19 protein-coding genes and 1 tRNA gene are annotated in these 17,656 nt (G+C 67.9%); 18 read left to right on the top strand and 2 right to left on the bottom strand.

Annotation, left to right across the window (positions count from 1 at the left end; all coding sequences use genetic code 11):
- Positions 1-6 precede the first annotated feature (6 nt).
- The 7 genes from glp (at position 7) to HQQ88_RS13270 (ending at position 5,980) form a co-directional block, all read left to right on the top strand.
- On the top strand, positions 7-1,233 hold the full coding sequence (glp, locus tag HQQ88_RS13300) for a gephyrin-like molybdotransferase Glp (protein ID WP_173169700.1): 1,227 nt from the start codon (positions 7-9) through the stop codon (positions 1,231-1,233).
- Complete coding sequence (gene moaC / locus HQQ88_RS13295) at positions 1,230-1,745, top strand: cyclic pyranopterin monophosphate synthase MoaC (protein WP_173169699.1); 516 nt, start codon at positions 1,230-1,232, stop codon at positions 1,743-1,745. Before glp ends, moaC begins: the two co-directional genes overlap by 4 nt.
- Entirely contained in the window at positions 1,742-2,254 is a 513-nt protein-coding gene (locus HQQ88_RS13290) for a molybdopterin-binding protein (protein ID WP_173169698.1), read from the top strand. Before moaC ends, HQQ88_RS13290 begins: the two co-directional genes overlap by 4 nt.
- A 68-nt stretch (positions 2,255-2,322) precedes the next feature.
- Entirely contained in the window at positions 2,323-2,706 is a 384-nt protein-coding gene (locus HQQ88_RS13285; RefSeq protein ID WP_207913280.1) for a molybdenum cofactor biosynthesis protein MoaE, read from the top strand.
- Positions 2,707-2,740: 34 nt separating this feature from the next.
- Complete coding sequence (locus tag HQQ88_RS13280; protein ID WP_173169696.1) at positions 2,741-3,364, top strand: hypothetical protein; 624 nt, start codon at positions 2,741-2,743, stop codon at positions 3,362-3,364.
- Positions 3,365-3,439: 75 nt separating this feature from the next.
- The gene (locus HQQ88_RS13275) at positions 3,440-3,838 is read left to right on the top strand and encodes a PLDc N-terminal domain-containing protein (protein ID WP_123340192.1); all 399 of its coding nucleotides are present in this window, start codon (positions 3,440-3,442) and stop codon (positions 3,836-3,838) included.
- Positions 3,839-4,132: 294 nt separating this feature from the next.
- Positions 4,133-5,980: an ABC-F family ATP-binding cassette domain-containing protein gene (locus HQQ88_RS13270; RefSeq protein ID WP_131921216.1), complete on the top strand. Its 1,848-nt coding sequence runs from the start codon at positions 4,133-4,135 to the stop codon at positions 5,978-5,980.
- Positions 5,981-5,986: 6 nt separating this feature from the next.
- Here HQQ88_RS13270 and HQQ88_RS13265 read toward each other — a convergent pair whose 3' ends face one another.
- Both HQQ88_RS13265 and HQQ88_RS13260 read right to left on the bottom strand, forming a co-directional pair.
- Positions 5,987-6,427 (bottom strand): VOC family protein, encoded by a 441-nt coding sequence (locus HQQ88_RS13265; protein ID WP_173169695.1) that lies wholly within the window; start codon positions 6,425-6,427, stop codon positions 5,987-5,989.
- A 10-nt stretch (positions 6,428-6,437) separates the two neighbouring features.
- The gene (locus HQQ88_RS13260) at positions 6,438-6,932 is read right to left on the bottom strand and encodes a MarR family transcriptional regulator (protein WP_173169694.1); all 495 of its coding nucleotides are present in this window, start codon (positions 6,930-6,932) and stop codon (positions 6,438-6,440) included.
- 79 nt (positions 6,933-7,011) lie between these two features.
- On the opposite strand from HQQ88_RS13260, the gene HQQ88_RS13255 reads away from it, so the two are divergent.
- From HQQ88_RS13255 to HQQ88_RS13205, 11 genes are all read left to right on the top strand, one after another.
- Positions 7,012-7,083 (top strand) — tRNA-Gln (locus HQQ88_RS13255).
- A gap of 234 nt (positions 7,084-7,317) precedes the next feature.
- Positions 7,318-7,524, top strand: a complete 207-nt coding sequence (locus HQQ88_RS13250) for a hypothetical protein (protein ID WP_123293764.1) — start codon at positions 7,318-7,320, stop codon at positions 7,522-7,524.
- Positions 7,521-7,778, top strand: coding sequence for a hypothetical protein (locus tag HQQ88_RS13245; RefSeq protein WP_123293765.1), 258 nt, complete (start codon positions 7,521-7,523; stop codon positions 7,776-7,778). The genes HQQ88_RS13250 and HQQ88_RS13245 overlap by 4 nt, the downstream gene beginning before the upstream one ends.
- Positions 7,779-7,964: 186 nt before the next feature.
- The gene (locus HQQ88_RS13240; RefSeq protein WP_173169693.1) at positions 7,965-9,062 is read left to right on the top strand and encodes a histidine kinase; all 1,098 of its coding nucleotides are present in this window, start codon (positions 7,965-7,967) and stop codon (positions 9,060-9,062) included.
- On the top strand, positions 9,059-9,718 hold the full coding sequence (locus HQQ88_RS13235; RefSeq protein ID WP_123293767.1) for a response regulator transcription factor: 660 nt from the start codon (positions 9,059-9,061) through the stop codon (positions 9,716-9,718). The genes HQQ88_RS13240 and HQQ88_RS13235 overlap by 4 nt, the downstream gene beginning before the upstream one ends.
- 152 nt (positions 9,719-9,870) lie before the next feature.
- Entirely contained in the window at positions 9,871-12,081 is a 2,211-nt protein-coding gene (locus HQQ88_RS13230) for an MMPL family transporter (protein WP_173169692.1), read from the top strand.
- A gap of 138 nt (positions 12,082-12,219) precedes the next feature.
- Positions 12,220-12,885: a TetR/AcrR family transcriptional regulator gene (locus HQQ88_RS13225; protein WP_123293769.1), complete on the top strand. Its 666-nt coding sequence runs from the start codon at positions 12,220-12,222 to the stop codon at positions 12,883-12,885.
- A 160-nt stretch (positions 12,886-13,045) separates the two neighbouring features.
- A complete protein-coding gene (locus tag HQQ88_RS13220; RefSeq protein ID WP_123340197.1) occupies positions 13,046-14,245 on the top strand; it encodes an NAD(P)/FAD-dependent oxidoreductase in 1,200 nt (399 codons plus the stop codon).
- Positions 14,246-14,267: 22 nt separating this feature from the next.
- A complete protein-coding gene (locus HQQ88_RS13215; protein ID WP_123293771.1) occupies positions 14,268-15,533 on the top strand; it encodes a cytochrome P450 in 1,266 nt (421 codons plus the stop codon).
- Positions 15,530-15,724 carry a ferredoxin gene (locus tag HQQ88_RS13210; protein ID WP_123293772.1) on the top strand — a complete coding sequence of 65 codons (195 nt, stop codon included), beginning with the start codon at positions 15,530-15,532 and terminating at the stop codon, positions 15,722-15,724. The genes HQQ88_RS13215 and HQQ88_RS13210 overlap by 4 nt, the downstream gene beginning before the upstream one ends.
- Positions 15,725-15,804: 80 nt before the next feature.
- Positions 15,805-17,607, top strand: a complete 1,803-nt coding sequence (locus HQQ88_RS13205) for an NAD(P)/FAD-dependent oxidoreductase (protein ID WP_123293855.1) — start codon at positions 15,805-15,807, stop codon at positions 17,605-17,607.
- Positions 17,608-17,656 lie beyond the last annotated feature (49 nt).

Genomic DNA, 17,656 nt, shown 5'->3' with positions numbered 1-17,656 from the left:
GCACCTGTGCGAACGATCGGTCAGCACCGCGACGACCTGGCAGCGCTGCTCGCGCCGGTCCTGGCGGGCCTCGGGGGTGCGTCGTGGCGGATCGACGACCTGGCCGTCGACGGCCGTGCCGGTCACGGGCACCGCTTGCTCGCTGCACCCGTCGCCTCACCGGTCCCGTTGCCGCCCTTCGACAACAGTCAGATGGACGGCTTCGCGGTCCGGGTGGCCGATGCCGGGCAGGACGTCCGGGTCGTCGCGCCCATCCCCGCCGGGGTCGTCCCCGCACCGCTCTCCGCCGGCACAGCGGCACCGATCATGACCGGCGCGCGGATCCCTGACGGCGCCGATGCCGTCTTCCCGGTGGAGGCCACGTCGCCGGGGTCCTTCCCGGCTGCGCTCGAACTGGGGCACGTCACGGTGCCCGCTGACCTCGTGCCGGGCACCTTCGTGCGGGCGACCGGCAGCGACCTGGCCCTCGGTGCATCCATCGCTCCGACCGGAGCGCCGATCACCCCCGCCCTGCTCGGTGCGCTCGCAGCCGCCGGAGTGTCCACCGTGCAGGTTCGTCGACCACTGCGGGTGCTCGTGGTCTCGACGGGGTCCGAGCTGCAGGGAGCCGACACCGACGCGGCGACGATCGGCGACGCGAACGGCATCGCGCTGCAGGCGGCGCTCGCCGAGATCGGTGCTTCGTCCCGCACGGTCCGGGTCCCCGACGACGTCGACGCGTTCGTCACCGCGCTCGACGACGCCGTGGGGGACTGGGCAGACCTCGTGCTCACCACCGGGGGCATCAGTGCGGGCGCGTACGAGGTCGTGCGGCAGGCACTCGAACCCCGCGGGCTCGCCGTGACCCCGGTCGCGATGCAGCCTGGCGGGCCGCAGGCGTTCGGCAGCGTGGAGCTCGCCGGTCGACCGGTGCCGGTGGTGTCGTTCCCCGGCAACCCGGTGTCGGCGCTCGTCTCGTTCGAGGTCTTCCTCCGTCCGCTGCTCGCGCCCCTCGTCGGGCTGCCGGCCGACCGTCCCGAGCTGCACCTGCCCGCTGCTTCGGCTGCGCAGTCACCGGGTGGCAAGCACCAGGTGCGGCGTGGCCGGGTGGCCGACGGGGTCGTCCACTTCGTGGGCGGACCGAGTTCCCACCTGCTCGCGCACTACGCCGCCGCCACGCACCTCGTGCACGTCCCGGTGGGGGTCGACGCCGTCGAGCCCGGTGACGTCCTGACCGTCTGGAGTCTCCGATGACCGAACCCGTCGCCACGTCCGAGCCGGCCGATCCGTCCGACGCGGCCGAGCTGTCGCACGTGCGCGCCGACGGCTCCGCGCACATGGTCGACGTGTCCGCGAAGGACGTGACCGACCGCTCGGCGACCGCCACCGCCACGCTCGTCACCCGGCCCGATGTCGTCGCTCGCATCCTCGACGGCTCCCTGCCGAAGGGCGAGGTCATCGGCACCGCCCGCATCGCCGCGATCATGGCCGTGAAGAAGACCTCCGACCTCATCCCGCTCTGCCACCCGCTCCCCATCGCCGGGGTGCAGGTCGACATCACCGGCGCCGACGACCGCGTGCTGATCGAGGTCTCGGTCCGCACGACCTCGCGCACCGGCGTCGAGATGGAAGCGCTGACCGGCGCGAGCGTCGCCGCGCTGACCGTGTACGACATGGTGAAGGCCGTCGACCGGGCGGCCTCGATCACGGACGTCCGAGTGCTCGAGAAGCACGGCGGTCGGTCCGGAGACTGGAGCAACCGATGACCTCGCAGACGACCAGGGTCCGTGCCGCCGTCGTGGTGGTGTCCACGCAGGCCGCCGCCGATCCGGCACTCGACCGCACCGGGCCCGTCATCGCGGGGTGGCTGCGCGAGCGGGACTTCACCGTCGCCGAGCCCGTGATCGTCCCCGACGGCGGGGCGATCACCGAGACCGTGACCGCCGAACTGCTGGCCGGGGCCCGGATCGTCATCACGACCGGGGGCACCGGCATCACCCCGACCGACCGGACGCCCGAGGCCGTCGCGCCCCTCATCGACCTGGAGCTGCCGGGTGTCCTCGAAGAGGTCCGTCGTCGCGGGCTCGCGGGGGCCGGTCCGACCGCACTGCTGAGCCGCGGCATCGCCGGCATCAGCACCGGCGGATCCCTGATCGTCACGCTGCCCGGGTCGCGCGGCGGGGTGGCGGACGGACTGGCCGTGCTCGACGGGCTGGTCGACCACGTGCTCGCGCAGGTGCACGGCGAGGGCCACGCGCCGCGGAGTGCGTCGTGAGCGCGTCGTCGACCCCGTCCCCGGCACCGGACGCGCGCGTCGTGCTCGCCGACGTCGTCGACCGGGGGATCACCGTCGACGAGGTCTCCGCCGTCGTCGCCACCGACCAGGACGGTGCCGTCGTCACCTTCGCCGGCGTCGTCCGCGACCACGACGGCGGCAAGGGCGTCACCGCGCTTGACTACGAGCGGCACCCCAGCGCCGGCGACGTCATCGCCGAGGTCGCCCGCACCGTCGCAGACGCCCACCCCGACGTCCGGATCGCCGTGCTGCACCGCGTCGGGTCGCTCGGCATCGGGGACGTCGCGCTCGCCGCAGCGGTGGCGTCGTCCCACCGGGCGCAGGCGTTCGCAGCGTGCGGGGAGCTGGTCGACCTGGTCAAGGAGCGAGTGCCGATCTGGAAGCACCAGCGGTTCACCGACGGCACGGACGAGTGGGTCGCGGCCCTGTGACGGATGCTCAGGTCGAGCTGGTTCACTCAGATCGGTGACCGAAGCACAGACGGCCGCCGATCGGCGGTGGGCCGACGCGGAGATCCGGGCGAAGGCGTACCTCGCGCAGTCGCGTGATCGTCGTGTCCTGCCCATCCGCGGGTTCGTCCTGGCGGTGGCCCTCGTGATCGCGCTGCTGGTGCTCGTCGGCGTCGCGCTGCCCCCGGGCTCCGATGCACGGCTGATGCTCTCGACCGTCGGACTCAGCATCGCGGTGCTCATCCTGGTGGTGGAGATCATCCGAGCGGTCCGGTTCCGGCGCCGTGCAGGACGCACCGTCGTCCGTGAGCAAGTCGTCGCGTCGCTGTTGCAGCGTGAGCAGCGTGCGGTCTTGCGTGCGGCGGTCGGCCAGGCGGACGCGCCGGCGGATCGACGGATCGTGGTCGACGCCGTCGCGACCGACCTGGCGAGCGGTGCCGCACTCCCGATGCAGGCCGGGTTGCTCGTCGTCTGGTCGTCGATCGCCGTCGCGGGGACGGCCTTCTGGCCGGTCTACCTGACCGGAAGTCTGTTCACGGTCGCCCAGTTCGTGTGGTCGGTGCGTCGCACCGTGCTCGCCCGGCGCTGTCTCGCAGCCCAGCACCGCACGGACGTCGACCCTGTACGGCCCCGCAGCTGACCGTGTCCGGATCGCAACACCGGCATGCGTTCGGGGCGTGGCGACAGCCCTCAGGTTCTCCATAGAATCGCGAACATGAGCGTTCTGCTGCCCGGCATCACCGTCATCCTGCTGGTCTTCGCCCTGATCGACATCCTGACGAAGAACGACGACCAGATCCGCGGGCTCCCGAAGATCGCGTGGGTGATCCTCGTGATCCTGGTCCCCGTCGTCGGCAGCATCGTCTGGTTCGCCATCGGCCACGACTGGGCCCCGGGTGAGCGGAACCACGGCCGCTACATCGAGCCCGCCCGTCACGAGGACCGGTACGCCACCCTCGGTGATGCCCGCAGCGCCCACGGCGCCAAGCGCATCAGCGGCACGGAGCAGGAGCTCGCCGAACTCGAGCGCGAGATCGAGTACTGGGAGGCGCAGGCTCGCCTGAAGCGCGCGAAGGAAGCCGCCGGCGAGGGCGACGCCGCTCCCGCGAGCTGACGTACCCGACAGCCGGAGCCGAGCCGGCCCCGGTGAGCTGACCCGGGCCTCCAGGTCGACGCGCCGTCGCGCCGTGCGCGGTCGCACCGGGCGCACCGTGCGCGGTCTGTCGGCTGGTGCGAGGTTGTCCGCTCCGTGCGCCGCTACAACCTCGCAGCGAGCGGTCAACCTCGCACCACCTGCCGAAGCCCGCACCGTGCGACCGGCCCCGCGCGGCCCCGCCCGGCCCCGCCCGGCCCCACCCACACACCCGCCCCGCACCGACCACCCCGCCACGCCGCCTACCCTTGACGCGTGGCTCATCTCCTCGGCGCCGAGAACCTGCATCTCGAGTTCCCCACCAAGGTCGTCTTCGACAACGTCACCCTCGGCATCGACGAGGGGGACCGGATCGGCGTGGTCGGACGCAACGGCGACGGCAAGTCGACCCTCCTCGCGCTGCTGTCCCAGCGCCTCGAACCCGACGACGGCCGCGTCACGCACCGCCGTGGGTTGACCGTCGGCTACCTGGACCAGCGCGACATCCTGCCCGAGGGCGCGACCGTCGGCAGCACCGTCGTCGGCGACCTCGAAGAGCACGAGTGGGCCGGCGACCCGAAGATCCGCGACGTCATCGGCGGTCTGGTGTCGGACATCCCGTGGGACGTCAGCGTCGACGAGCTGTCCGGTGGCCAGCGCCGCCGCGTTGCACTCGCGCGGCTGCTCGTCGGCGACTGGGACGTCCTGTTCCTCGACGAGCCCACGAACCACCTCGACGTCGAGGGCATCCAGTGGCTCGCCGAACACATCAACCGCCGCTGGTCGTCGAACCAGGGCGGCATGGTGGTCGTGACGCACGACCGGTGGTTCCTCGACGCGGTGTCGACCGACACGTGGGAGGTCCACGACGGCGTCGTCGACCCGTTCGAGGGCGGCTACGCGGCGTACATCCTGCAGCGCGTCGAGCGCGACCGGCAGGCAGCCGCCAGCGAGCAGCGCCGCCAGAACCTGGCCCGCAAGGAGCTCGCGTGGCTGCGCCGCGGTGCACCGGCCCGGACGAGCAAGCCGAAGTTCCGCATCGACGCGGCGAACGCCCTGATCGACGACGTCCCGCCGATCCGTGACACGGTCGCGCTGGCGAAGACGGCGACCGCCCGCCTCGGCAAGGACGTCGTCGACCTGCTCGACGTCAGCGTCTCGTTCGACGGCACCCAGATCCTCGACCGCATCGAGTGGCGCATCGCACCGGGGGAGCGGACCGGCATCCTCGGCCCGAACGGTGCCGGCAAGTCGACGCTGCTCAACCTCGTCTCGGGCACGCTCGCGCCGACGAGCGGCCGGGTGAAGACCGGCAAGACCGTGCAGGTCGCGATCCTCGACCAGCAGCTCGCCGACCTGGCCCAGTTCGCGAACGACCGCGTGCGCGAGGTCGTCGCCCGCAAGAAGACGAGCTACGTCGCGGACGGCAAGGAGATGACGCCGGCGCAGCTGCTCGAACGCCTCGGCTTCACGGCCGAACAGCTCTCCACACCGGTCAAGGACCTGTCCGGTGGGCAGAAGCGCCGCCTGCAGCTCATGCTCATCCTGCTCGACGAGCCGAACGTGCTGATCCTCGACGAGCCCACCAACGACCTCGACACCGACATGCTCGCCGCCATGGAGGACCTGCTCGACACCTGGCCGGGCACCCTGCTGGTCGTCTCCCACGACCGGTACCTGCTCGAGCGCGTCACCGACCAGCAGTACGCCGTGCTCGGCGGGCACCTGCGGCACCTGCCCGGCGGCGTCGACGAGTACATGCGGCTGCGTGCGGCCGGCACCGGTGGCGGGACCGCTTCTGCGGCTGCCGCCGCGTCTGCCGGGAGGCCCGACACGGCTGGCGGGACCGGCTCGGCCGGTGCCGTTGCCGGGTCGACTGCCCCTGCCGCGCCCGGTTTGTCGGGTGCGGACAGGCGCACCGCCGAGAAGGAGATGTCGGCGCTGGACCGCAAGATCGCGAAGGTGGGCGCGGACCGGAAGAAGCTGCTCGACGACTTCGCCACCCACGACCAGTCGGACTACGCCGGGCTCGGAGAGCTGCAGGCGAAGCTCGCGGCGCACGAGGCCGAGATCGAGCAGCTCGAAGAGCGCTGGCTCGAGGTCGCGGAGCTGCTCGGGGTCTGAGTGGGTCTACTCCGCTGGCTTCGCGTCCTCGGGAGCCCCGCCGCCGGGGTTCGCGACGACCTCCCACAGGTGGCCGTCCGGGTCCTGGAAGAAGCCGGACCACATGCCCCACGGCCGCGTGTACGGGGGAGCGAGCATCGTCGCGCCGGCGATCCGGGCCCGGTCGAGGAACGCTTCGGCGTCGGCCTGACTGTCGACGAAGTGCCCGATCGTCGCCGCGGGGCCGTCGGCGAGGATGACACCGGAGTCCTTCGCCATGTCGTCCCGCCCGTAGACGCTGACGATCAGACCGTCGTCCAGGGTGAACATCGCCGTGGTGCCGCCCGCCTCGGTCTCGGTCGGCGGGTACTCGGTGCCGATGACGCCGCTGCCCTCGATCCCGAGCAGGGCGCGGTAGAAGTCCGCCGATCGTGCGACGTCGGCGACGGCCAGGGTGATCGCGTGCATGGGCCGGAGACTAGTCCCCGAGGCCCAGGATGAGTCGTCGGAGCAGCCCGGCCAGCTGGTCCTGCTCGGCGTCGGACACCCCGGACAGGATGTCGCGTTCGGCGGCCAGCAGGTCCGCGATCGCCGCGTCCACCGCCACCCGGCCCTTGCCCGTCAGCGACACGAGGATGCCGCGGCCGTCCCTCGGGTCGGTCCGTCGCCCCACGAAGCCCCGCGCCGTGAGCCGGTCAACACGGTTCGTCATCGTGCCGCTCGACACCAGGGTTTGCTGCAGCAGGGTCTTCGGGCTCAGCTCGTACGGCTCACCCGCCCGCCGCAGGGCCGAGAGGACGTCGAACTCCCACGGCTCCATGTCACCCGCGTCGAACGCTGCTCGCCGCGCGCGGTCCAGGTGCCGCGCGAGCCGGTCGACGCGGGACAGGACCTCGAGCGGGCCGAAGTCGAGGTCGGCACGCTCACGACCCCACGCCGCGACGATCCGGTCGACCTCGTCCTGGTGCGGCATCCCTCCATCTTGGCCGAACCCGGGGCGGACGGCCAGCCTCGTCGGTCATGGGAGGATGGACGTGCACCCACGGGTGCGTTCCGCCTTGGTGTAATGGCAGCACGACGGCCTTTGGTGCCGTTAGGTCCGGGTTCGAATCCTGGAGGCGGAGCCGAGGGCGTTCGGCCTTCGTGCCACGCCACTCGTCGGACCTGCACTCAGACCGTGAACTCTCCGCCGGTGACTCTGTCGAAGTCGGTGGGGCCGAGATCAGGGGGTAGACGGGGTCGCGGGAGCCGTCTACTCCATCTGCAGTAGGCGATCGAGTCTTGCCGGACGACGACCAGCCGCCGTCCGGCGCTGAGGATGAACTCATCGGGGCTAGACCCTGCACAAAGGAGTCATCATGACCGCGATCCAGTCCGCCACACCGTCAACTGTGCAACGCATCCGTCCCGCTGAGGGTGCCGTGGCGCGCACTGCCCGAGTTCCCAAGCTGGTCGCCTGGGGGACACTCATGACCGTTTCCGAGGTGGTCCGGTTCGCCGGATTCATGGTTGTGCTCGTCGCCATGGGTGTCGAGAAGCTCGCTGTGACGGTGATCTCGCGATGACGATGAGCTTCGGCCGCTCCGATGCGGAATCCGTACTGCTGCGACAGACCGTCCGCCCGGACGATCTCTTCTTGCAGGACACCGTTCCGATCGACATGACTGCCGTGCTGCTCGAGTACCCGAAATCCGTAGAACCCGCGGAACCCGCGGAACCCGCGGAGCGCCGAGCGTCAGAGCGAGAGACCACGGCGCGCGACACCATCTCGGCCACCCCGGTCTCCGACGAACGCGAGGCTGCCGTTGGCGATCGGTGAACGGTCCGGCGCGCGGCGGTGAACAGGGCTCAGAGGACGACATCGTCCGAACATCCGAGGCATGTGACGTCTGCAGGCCGCGCGCCGATCTTCTCCAGGCACAATCAAACCGTGAACGACGAACCTCAGCGACCTGAGATCGAGTCGCCCCGATGGCTGCGTGCGCAGCGCGCGGTACCTCGCTCCATGCCGTACATCAGCGTCACGGCGATGCTGGTCGAGATCGCCACCGCGATCATTCTCGGCGGGTCGTTCCTCGGATACACGGGAGCCGTGGTCTGCGCGGTCGGTGCCGTAGTGGCACGTCGGCGACCTCACGTCGGCATCGGGGCAGTCCTTCTGGGGACCGCACTGGCAACACTGGGGCACCGTGACGCCCTCGCTGAGTTCACGGTGGTGGCATTCACGTTGTTCGCCATCACGGCTACCGGCACCCCGGCGTTCCGAACGACGTTGCTGTCGGCGGGAGTGGTTGCCGGGATCGTCGCCGCAAGCGGCTACCTCGACCACGGTCGGGTTGTCCGGTGGGACGGAGCTGCGGGAGTTCTGAGCGTCGTCGCGGCAGGCGCCATCGGATCGGCGTTGTTCCAGCAGTACAGGTCCTGGGAGGCGTTGCGAGCACGTGCCGAGGACGCGATCGTCACCCGAGACATTGAGGCAACTCGCCGAGTCGCTGAGGAGCGCATCCGTATCGCTCGTGATCTCCACGACATCATCGGACACCAGACCGCGGTCGTGAACATGCATCTCGGGGCGATTGCCGTATCCGGGCTGGCGACTGACTCACGGACTGCCGCATCCGTCGAGGCCGCACAGACCGCCACGCAACGCATCCTCGCAGAAACCCAGCACACCCTGCGGGTTCTCCGCGCAGACGAGCACGCAGCCGCGGCATCGAGCCCGCTGCCGAACCTCCAGGACATGGCCGCGCTTGTTCGATCGTTCTCCGAGATCGGTCTCGACGTCGACGCGCAGATCCCAACTCCCTTGCCGAAAACCTCGGACGCGGTGGGCGTGACCGTCTACCGAGTCGTGCAAGAGGCGCTCACGAACGCTCATCGATACGGCGCCGGCGAGGCAGCACTCACGCTCCACGCTGCCGCCGGTGCGCTGCACGTGGAGGTGACGAACCCAACCCGACCGGACGCATCGAATGTTCACGGAACGGGGTTCGGCATCATGGGCATGCAGGAGCGCGTCAAATCTGTTGGTGGCACCGTTCGGATTGACGTCGACGATGACGTGTTCGCAGTGTTCGTGACCATCCCCGAGGAGCAAGCATGACCTGTCGCGTACTACTCGTCGACGACCAGGAGATGATCCTTCTCGGTCTCCGAGCCATCATCGATTCCAGCCCGGACTTCGCTGTCGTGGCCGAAGCATCCGATGGATTCGAGGCCCTACGGATTCTCGACCACGAGGCCGTAGACCTGATCGTGATGGACGTACGGATGCCTGGGATCGACGGAGTCGAGACAACCCGACGGGTACGAGCGACACGATCAGCGCAGCAACTCCCGATCATCGTCCTCACCACCTTCGAGGACGACGCCGTGGTTCTCGACGCACTCCAGGCCGGTGCCAACGGGTTCCTCGGCAAAGGCGTCGGCCCAGCCGCGCTCCTCGAGCGACTCCGGCAAACGGTGCAGGGTGATGCAGTGCTTTCCCCAGCTGCGTCGAGCGCGGTCGTGGGACACGTCCAAACTGGTCCCCGACGACCAGTCGACGCCGAACTCGCACAGCGCTTCGCAGCGCTGACGCCCCGCGAACTCGACGTCGTCATCGCCGTCGCCGCGGGCGGTGACAATGAGCAGATCGCCGCAGCGATGTTCGTCTCACCCTTCACCGTCAAGACTCACGCCACCCGCGCGATGGCGAAGGTCGCAGCGCGCGACCGCGCTCAGCTCGTCGCCTTCGCCTACCGCGCTGGACTCGTCTGACCCTCCGGACATCGGAGCGTCATCTACTGCAGATGAAGTAGGAACGGCGCTTCGCACGGACGACGCCCCGACGACTGCGTCACCCGAGGATTGAGACATCAACTGCCGGCCCGAGTTCCTCCAGGGCGGCACCTCATTCTTCAGGAGCACTCATGCCGAAGTTCCTCGCGGCTGTCGGGCGATTCAGCGCCAGACACCGCTTGATCGTGATCGCAGCTTGGCTGCTGATCATCGCCGTCTTCACCGGAATCACCGCCACATCAGCTGACCTGGGCGGCGGGAAGACCACTGCCCCTGACACCCCCGCGTCCAAGGCGCTGGACACACTCCAAGACAAGTTCCCGGGCATGAAATCCTCCGGCTCGGAGGCAAAGACCCTGCAGCTGGTGATGGAAGGCCGCAACGGCGCCAACATCACGGACGCCGATTCCGTGTCCCGAGTCACTCGCATCGTGGACGCCGCGGGGGACCTCCCGCACGTGGAGTCCGTGACCTCCCCGTTCGACGAGCAGCAGCCCTACGTGTCAAAGGACCAGACCACCGCCGTGTCCACGCTGACGTTCAGCGGCATCACGGACAGCAACGCTGAGAAGACCTACGACAAGGTCCTCTCCTTCGTTCACTCGCACGACGCAGATCTTCGCATCGAAGTTGGCGGGCAGATCGCCGAGGACAGCTACCCGATCGGCGGAGCCGGGGAGATCGTCGGCCTCCTGGTTGCGTTTCTGATCCTCTTCCTGACCTTCGGATCGCTCATCACCGCCGGCGCCAACATGCTTGTCGCCCTCAGCGGCGTCGGAGCAGGCATCCTCGGCGTGCTCGCATGGTCGGCAATCCACCCTCTCGACACCACCGTGATCAGTTTGCCAGGCATGCTCGGCCTCGCGGTCGGCATCGATTACTCGCTCTTCATCCTCACACGTTTCCGCGCTGAGCTTCGTGCCGGCCGCAAGGTCGAGGACGCCGTCGCTCACGCCACGGGCACGGCCGGCACAGCCGTCGTCTTCGCTGGCCTCACCGTGATCATCGCGCTCGTCGGCTTGGTCGTCACTCGGATCAGCACCATCGAGGACATGGGCTTCGCAGGAGCCTTCGCAATCGCGATCGCCGTGCTCGCAGCCCTCACCCTCTTGCCCGTCATCCTGCGGAGCCTCGGCCTTCGCGCCCTGCCGAAGAGGGACCGCGAAACGCTCCGCGCCGGCGGAACGATCGACGTCGCCCCGAAGAAGCGTTCGTTCCTGCGCAGCTGGGGAACGGCGAACACCCGGCACCCCCTGCTCATGCTCATCGGAGGCGTTGCAGTTCTCGCCATCGTTGCGATCCCGCTGTTCAGCATGAAGACCGCCGCAAACATCCCGGGCGGCTCGAACCCGGACTCCACACAGCGCCACGCGTACAACCTCATCGTGGACAAGTTCGGTGGCACGCAGTCACCGCTCCTCGTCCTCGCCGAAGGCAACGACGTTCAGGACAAGGCTCCTGACGTGCAGAACGCGCTCGATGACCTCGCTCACGTTCGGATGGTCACCCCTGCCCAGATCGACACCTCCGGTGACACGGCCCTGTTCACCGTCATCCCGAACGGCAGCCCGATCGACGACGGCACGAAGGACCTTGTCCACGACATCCGCGACCAAGCCGATTCTGTCGGTGGTGTGCACCTCGAAGTGACCGGCGAAACTGCAATCGGTCTCGACACGACCGCACAGATGAACAAGGCACTGATCCAGTACGTCGTCGTGATCGTCGTCTTGTCGTTCCTGCTGCTGGTCGTGATGTTCCGGTCGCTCCTCGTACCGCTGTTCGCGACCCTCGGCTACCTGCTGTCGTTGGGTGCCGCACTCGGTGCACTCACTGCGGTGTTCCAGTGGAAGTGGCTGGACTTCATCATCGCCGCACCCCAGGGCGACCCCCTCGGCAGCATTCTCCCCATCATCCTCGTCGGCGTCCTCTTCGGACTCGCCATGGACTACCAGGTCTTCCTCGTCTCCAGGATCCGCGAAGAGTACGTCTCCGGGCTCCGGCCCAAGGAAGCCATCCTCGCGGGCTTCAGCAAGTCCGGCCCGGTGATCGTCGCCGCAGCCCTGATCATGGCCTTCGTGTTCGGCGGCTTCGCGTCGAGCGAGATGACGTTCGCGTCGGAGACCGCGTTCGGACTCCTGATCGGCGTGCTAGCGGATGCGTTCATCGTCCGCATGGTCCTGATGCCGGCGCTCCTGGCGTTGGCCGGACGCGCCGCATGGTGGATGCCGAAGTGGCTGGAGCGAATCGTGCCGAATCTCGACACCGAGGGTCACAGCCTGACCGAGGACGAAACGGCTGCCAACACTGAGCCGCAGCGAGAGGCGATCAAGGCCTCCTGACATTCCCGACAGCGGGGGTATCGACGAATCTTTCGTCGGTACCCCCGCTGTCGTCTGCCTGCGACTGACCGGCAGGTCCCATTCGCGCACAGCCCAACGAGCGCAGTCGCTACGATCTCATCGCGGAGAGGAATCGCGATGACCACCGGTGAAGAAGGCGCTCGAAGCAAGCGCGTCACAGCAACGCGAGAACTGATCCTGACCGCCGCCGAGCGTCTCTACGCGGAGTACGGCATCGCACACATCTCGAACAGGCAGATCGGAGAGGCTGCGGGCCAAGGAAACACCGCAGTCGTCAGCTACCACTTCGGCAGCAAGCACGAACTCATCCGCGCCATCCTCGGACGACACCAGCGGCGCATCAACGAGCTGCGTCTCCTGGAACTTGCGCGCATCGACGGGTCCACCGACGTTCGTGACTGGATCGGATGCTTCGTGCGAGCAACAACGACACATCTCGCAGCACTCGGCTCACCCACCTGGTACGGCCGGTTCAGCGCACAGGTCGCCACCGACCCGGCGTGGGCAGACATCGCGATGGACGAGGCGCGCGAGACTCCGAGCCTCCTTCGCATCGCTGAAGGCATCAGGAGCTGCCTACCCGACCTCCCTCGGCAGGTGCGGGCGGAACGCAATGCCATGGGCCGGATCTTGTTGACGCAGATGATCGCGGAGCACGAGCGGTCCCTCGAGCGCGGAGGGCCCAGGATCTGGTCCGACTGGTCGGATGTCGCAGCAGCACTCACCAACGCGATCTCCGCGCTGTGGTTCGTCGATCTGCCCACGGCTGACCGTCTGCCGTGACCTGGGCCGTGGGTCCTCCGTTGAGGGGACCGTGGGGCACGGGCGGGTGAGAAAGCGGTGAGAATCTAAATCACGTGTTTGAAAATCTTGCTCGTCGGAGTTGACTACCCCTGACGGAGCGTCTCTGACTCGCAGATTCGGCTTCCGTGCGGAGGCATACATGACGACATCTGCAATCGACAGCAGCGTGCTCATCGTCGGTGCGTCCGCCGCGGGGATCGCTGTTGCGGAAGGGCTGCGACGACGAGGGCACAGCGGCCCGCTGACGTTGCTCGACAACGAACAGCACACCCCGTACGACCGTCCGCCGCTGTCGAAGCAGTACCTGAGCGGCCACTGGGACCTCGAGCAGGTGATGCTCCGGCCGCAACGGTCGCTGGATGGCCTCGGCGCGGTCTTCCGTCTCGGGCACTCCGCCACCGGACTTGACGTTGCGCGCCGAACAGTATCGGCGGGCAACGAGGCCATCGCAGCCGACAACATCGTCATTGCGACCGGTGTCCGTGCTCGTCAGCTTCCTCTCCAGCACGACCTCCTCGGAGTCCATGTCCTTCGCTCGCTCGATGACGCGCGCGAACTCCGCGAGTCGCTCCGATCGACGGTGCCCACACTCGTCGTCGGGAACGGGGTCCTCGGCAGCGAGATCGCCGCGGCGACAGTCGCTTCTGGGTCCGCAACCACACTTGTCGGCCCGGAGCCGACTCCGATGCTCGCCCAGCTCGGCTCCGTCGGTTCTGCCCTGCTCAGCAGCCGCCATGAAGACGCGGGCGTCGTCCTGCGCGGTGAGTCCCGCGTCAGATCACTCCTGCCGGATCGCGGCAGCGTGGTCGGCGCCGTACTCGATGACGGCACACAGCTTCAGGCTGGTCGAGTGATCGTGGCGATCGGGTCGACACCGAACACGGAGTGGCTCAGCGACAGCGGTCTCGATGTGTCTGACGGTGTCCTGTGTGATGGTCTTTGTCGCGCTGCACCCGGGATCTGGGCAGTTGGTGATGTCGCACGCTGGCGTCACGAAGGCCTCGGCCGGGACCTTCGGCTCGAGAACCGCACCAACGCAACGGAACAAGCGGCGGCAGTGACCCGAAACATCCTCGACGCGAACGCGGCAGCACCCTACGTGCCGGTTCCGTACTTCTGGTCTGATCAGTACGGGATCAAGATCCAGGCGTACGGCTTCCCCGGCGACGCAGATGACAGCGCAGTCATCGAGGGATCGATCGAGGAAGGTCGCTTTGTCGCGCTCGCCACACGGGCCGGTCAACCCGTCGGTGTCCTGGGGTGGGGGATGCCGAAGCAGGCACGCCTCGCGAGCGCGCTGCTCACTGACCTCTTCGCCGGTCAAGCCGCTGTCATCTGAACACCGAGAGGAAGGAAACCCGATGACTGATGTCATTGCATCGACGCAGCAGGCTGAACCGCCAGCGTTCCCCATGCGGCGAGCGAGCGCATGTCCGTTCGACCCATCTCCAGCGGCAACCCATGAACAGCAGCAGGGACCGATTCGAAGGGTTCGCCTCTGGGACGGTTCCACGCCGTGGTACGTGACTCGACATGCTGAAGCGCGGACGATCCTTGCTGATGCCCGCATCAGCGCGGACATCAGCCGACCCGGCTACCCATCCCCGGCTCCTGTCGACGGCGGCGGTTCCGGTCTGAGCTTCATCCTCATGGACGATCCCGACCACGCGCGATTGCGCCGGATGGTGACGGCGCCGTTCGCGGTGAAGCGCATCGAGGTCATGCGACCGGCAGTGCAACGGATCGCAGACGACCTGATCGACTCGATGCTCTCCCGCACCGGACCAGTCGACCTCGTCGAAGAATTTGCGCTTCCGCTCCCGTCGCTGGTGATCTGCGAGCTGCTCGGCGTGCCCTATGGCGATCACGACGACTTCCAGGAGCACAGTCGAACCATCATCAAGCGCGGTGTCGCTCGTGAGGAACAGCGTCGCGCCTTCGAATCGCTCGGCGCCTACCTCGCGCAGCTCCTGCACCGAAAGATCGCCGAACCAGGCGAGGACCTGCTCTCGGACCTCGGCCGCCGCGTCACCGACGGCGAGCTGGAGATGTCCGACGCTGTGCAGATGGGCATCCTGCTCCTCATCGCCGGTCACGAGACAACGGCGAACATGATCGCCCTCGGCACGCTCGCGCTCATCGAACACCCTGACGAGTTGGCGCGACTCCGCGACGATCCCGACCCCGCGCTCGTGGCGTCCGCGGTAGAGGAGCTTTTGCGCTACCTCACCATCACGCACGACGGGCGTAAGCGAGTCGCTGTCGAGGACATCGAAATCGACGGCGTCACCATCCGCGCTGGCGACGGGATCATCGTGGCGACCGACCTCGGCAACCGGGACGACGCCGTGTTCAGCGACCCAAACCGGCTCGACGTGGGACGGAACCCCAGAACGCACGTTGCGTTCGGGTTCGGCGTGCACCAGTGCCTCGGCCAACCGCTGGCACGAATGGAGCTGCAGGTCGCCTACGCCACGCTGCTCCGACGTATCCCCACGCTGACACTCGCCACCACCCTCGACGCGATCCCCTTCAAGCACGACGGATCCGTCTACGGGGTGTACGAACTCCCGGTCACTTGGTGCCCGGCTCACCCACAGAAGGAAGAGAAGGAGCAGACCCGATGAAGGTCATCCTCGACCAAGACAAGTGCGTCGCAAGCGGTCAGTGCGTGATGGCTGCCATGAACGTCTTCGACCAACGAGACGAGGACGGTATCGCCTTTCTCCTCAAGGACGACGTGACCGGAGAAGAAGTCGAGGAGGTCCGCGACGCCGTCGCGGTCTGCCCGGCTCTCGCGATCGCGCTTGAAGACTGACGAGCGAACTCACCGTCGACCAACCGGCCGTCGACCGAGGCGGTCACGCATCGTCACCGATCGTCCCGTTCTGGAGGAACATGACCGACCCCACCGCCAACGACATGCCTGCGCTCCGCGCGCGGTACGCGCAGGAGCGCGACCGTCGCATCCGGCCAGATGGGCTCCGGCAGTACCGACGAACCCGCGGGTCCTTCGGATACTGGGAGACCGATCCCTACACGCCGCGCAAGGAACGGACCGTGGAACACGGTGCAGTCCAAGTGCTCGTCGTCGGAGGCGGGTTCGGTGGGTTGCTCACCGCGTCGAAGTTGCGGCAGGCCGGCTTCACGTCCGTTCGCATGTCCGAGGAGGGCGGCGACTTCGGTGGCACCTGGTACTGGAACCGATATCCCGGCGTTCACTGCGACATCGAGTCGTCGATCTACATGCCACTGCTCGAGGACGTCGGCACCATCCCCTCCAGGCGCTACGCGCCGGGTGAGGAGATCCGAAAGCACGCGATGGCCATCGCCCGGAAGTTCGACCTGTACGACGACGTCCTGTTCCACACCCGCGTGACGGAACTGCGATGGCACGAGGACGACGCCGAGTGGCAGGTCGCAACCGATCGTGGTGACAGCTTCCGTGCACGGTACGTCGTCGTCTCGTCTGGGACACTCTCGCAGCCGAAGCTCCCCGCGATCCCTGGCATCGAGACGTTCCGCGGTCACACCTTCCACACGAGCCGCTGGGACTACGGCTACACGGGGGGCACGCAGGACGGCGACCTCGGAGGGCTGCGTGACAAGCGGGTCGCGGTCGTCGGCACCGGCGCCACCGGGATCCAGGTCATTCCTCAGGTCGCTCGCTCCGCTGAGCACCTCTTCGTGTTCCAGCGCACCCCGTCCAGCGTCGATGTCCGGGACAACCGAGACCTGCCGCCTGGCTGGACCCAGTCGCTGCCGCCCGGCTGGCAGGAAGAACGAATGGAGAACTTCCTCGCGGTCGTGTCCGGCGAGGAGACAGACGTCGACCTCGTCCAGGACGGGTGGACCTCCACCGCTGCCCTACAACGGACGATGCTCACCGGTCAGAGTGACGAGAGGGTCGATGCACCAGACCGAGGCCTCGTCATCGAGGTTGCAGACGCGCAGAAGATGGACCGGATCCGCGCCCGCGTCGACGCGATCGTCGACGACGCCGGCACCGCCGCAAAGCTGAAGCCCTGGTACCGGTACATGTGCAAGCGACCCACTTTCAGCGACACGTACCTGCAGACCTTCAACCGGCAGAACGTGACTCTGATCGACACGGCCGACAGCGGCGGCATCACCGCCATGACGGAGCACACGGTCGTCGTCGGCGACAACGAGTACGAAGTCGATTGCGTCATCTTCGCCACCGGATTCGAGACCGGCGTCTCCGGAGTCGTCTCCGGGACGCTACCGGTACTCGGTCGCGGCGGGGACCAGCTCCTCCAGGCGTGGGCGGAGGGGCCGAAGACGCTCCACGGCTTCATGTCGCATCGTTTCCCCAACCTCTTCCACCTCGGGTCGCTGCAGAACGCCAACTCAGTGAACTTCGTCCACGTCCTCCAGGAGCAGGCAACCCACATCGCCGCCATCCTCGGACGAGCGAGAAGCGAGGGCGCCCGCTTCGTCGAACCGACTCAAGAGGCGCAAGATGCTTGGGCCGAGACAATCAGCGCCGTCGAGACGAACAATGCGGCGTTCCTCGCCGAGTGCACGCCTGGGTACTACAACGGCGAGGGGACTCGCCGCCGCGGCGGCGGGAGCTACAGTCCCGGTCCCGTGCGGTTCCACTCGTTGCTTCGACGCTGGCGTGAGACGGAAATGAGGACCGTGCTCCATCCAGCACTCGTCGGATCCACCAGCAGTTAGACGATCTTCGTCGGTCGCGTATCGCGCGTCACCGCCCCGTTAAGCTGGG

The organism is Curtobacterium sp. VKM Ac-2861 (assembly GCF_013204965.1).
In the GTDB taxonomy this organism is placed as follows: Bacteria; Actinomycetota; Actinomycetes; order Actinomycetales; family Microbacteriaceae; genus Curtobacterium.
Note: the sequence above shows the minus strand (reverse complement) of the source record. Positions and strands in the feature narration are given on the sequence as shown.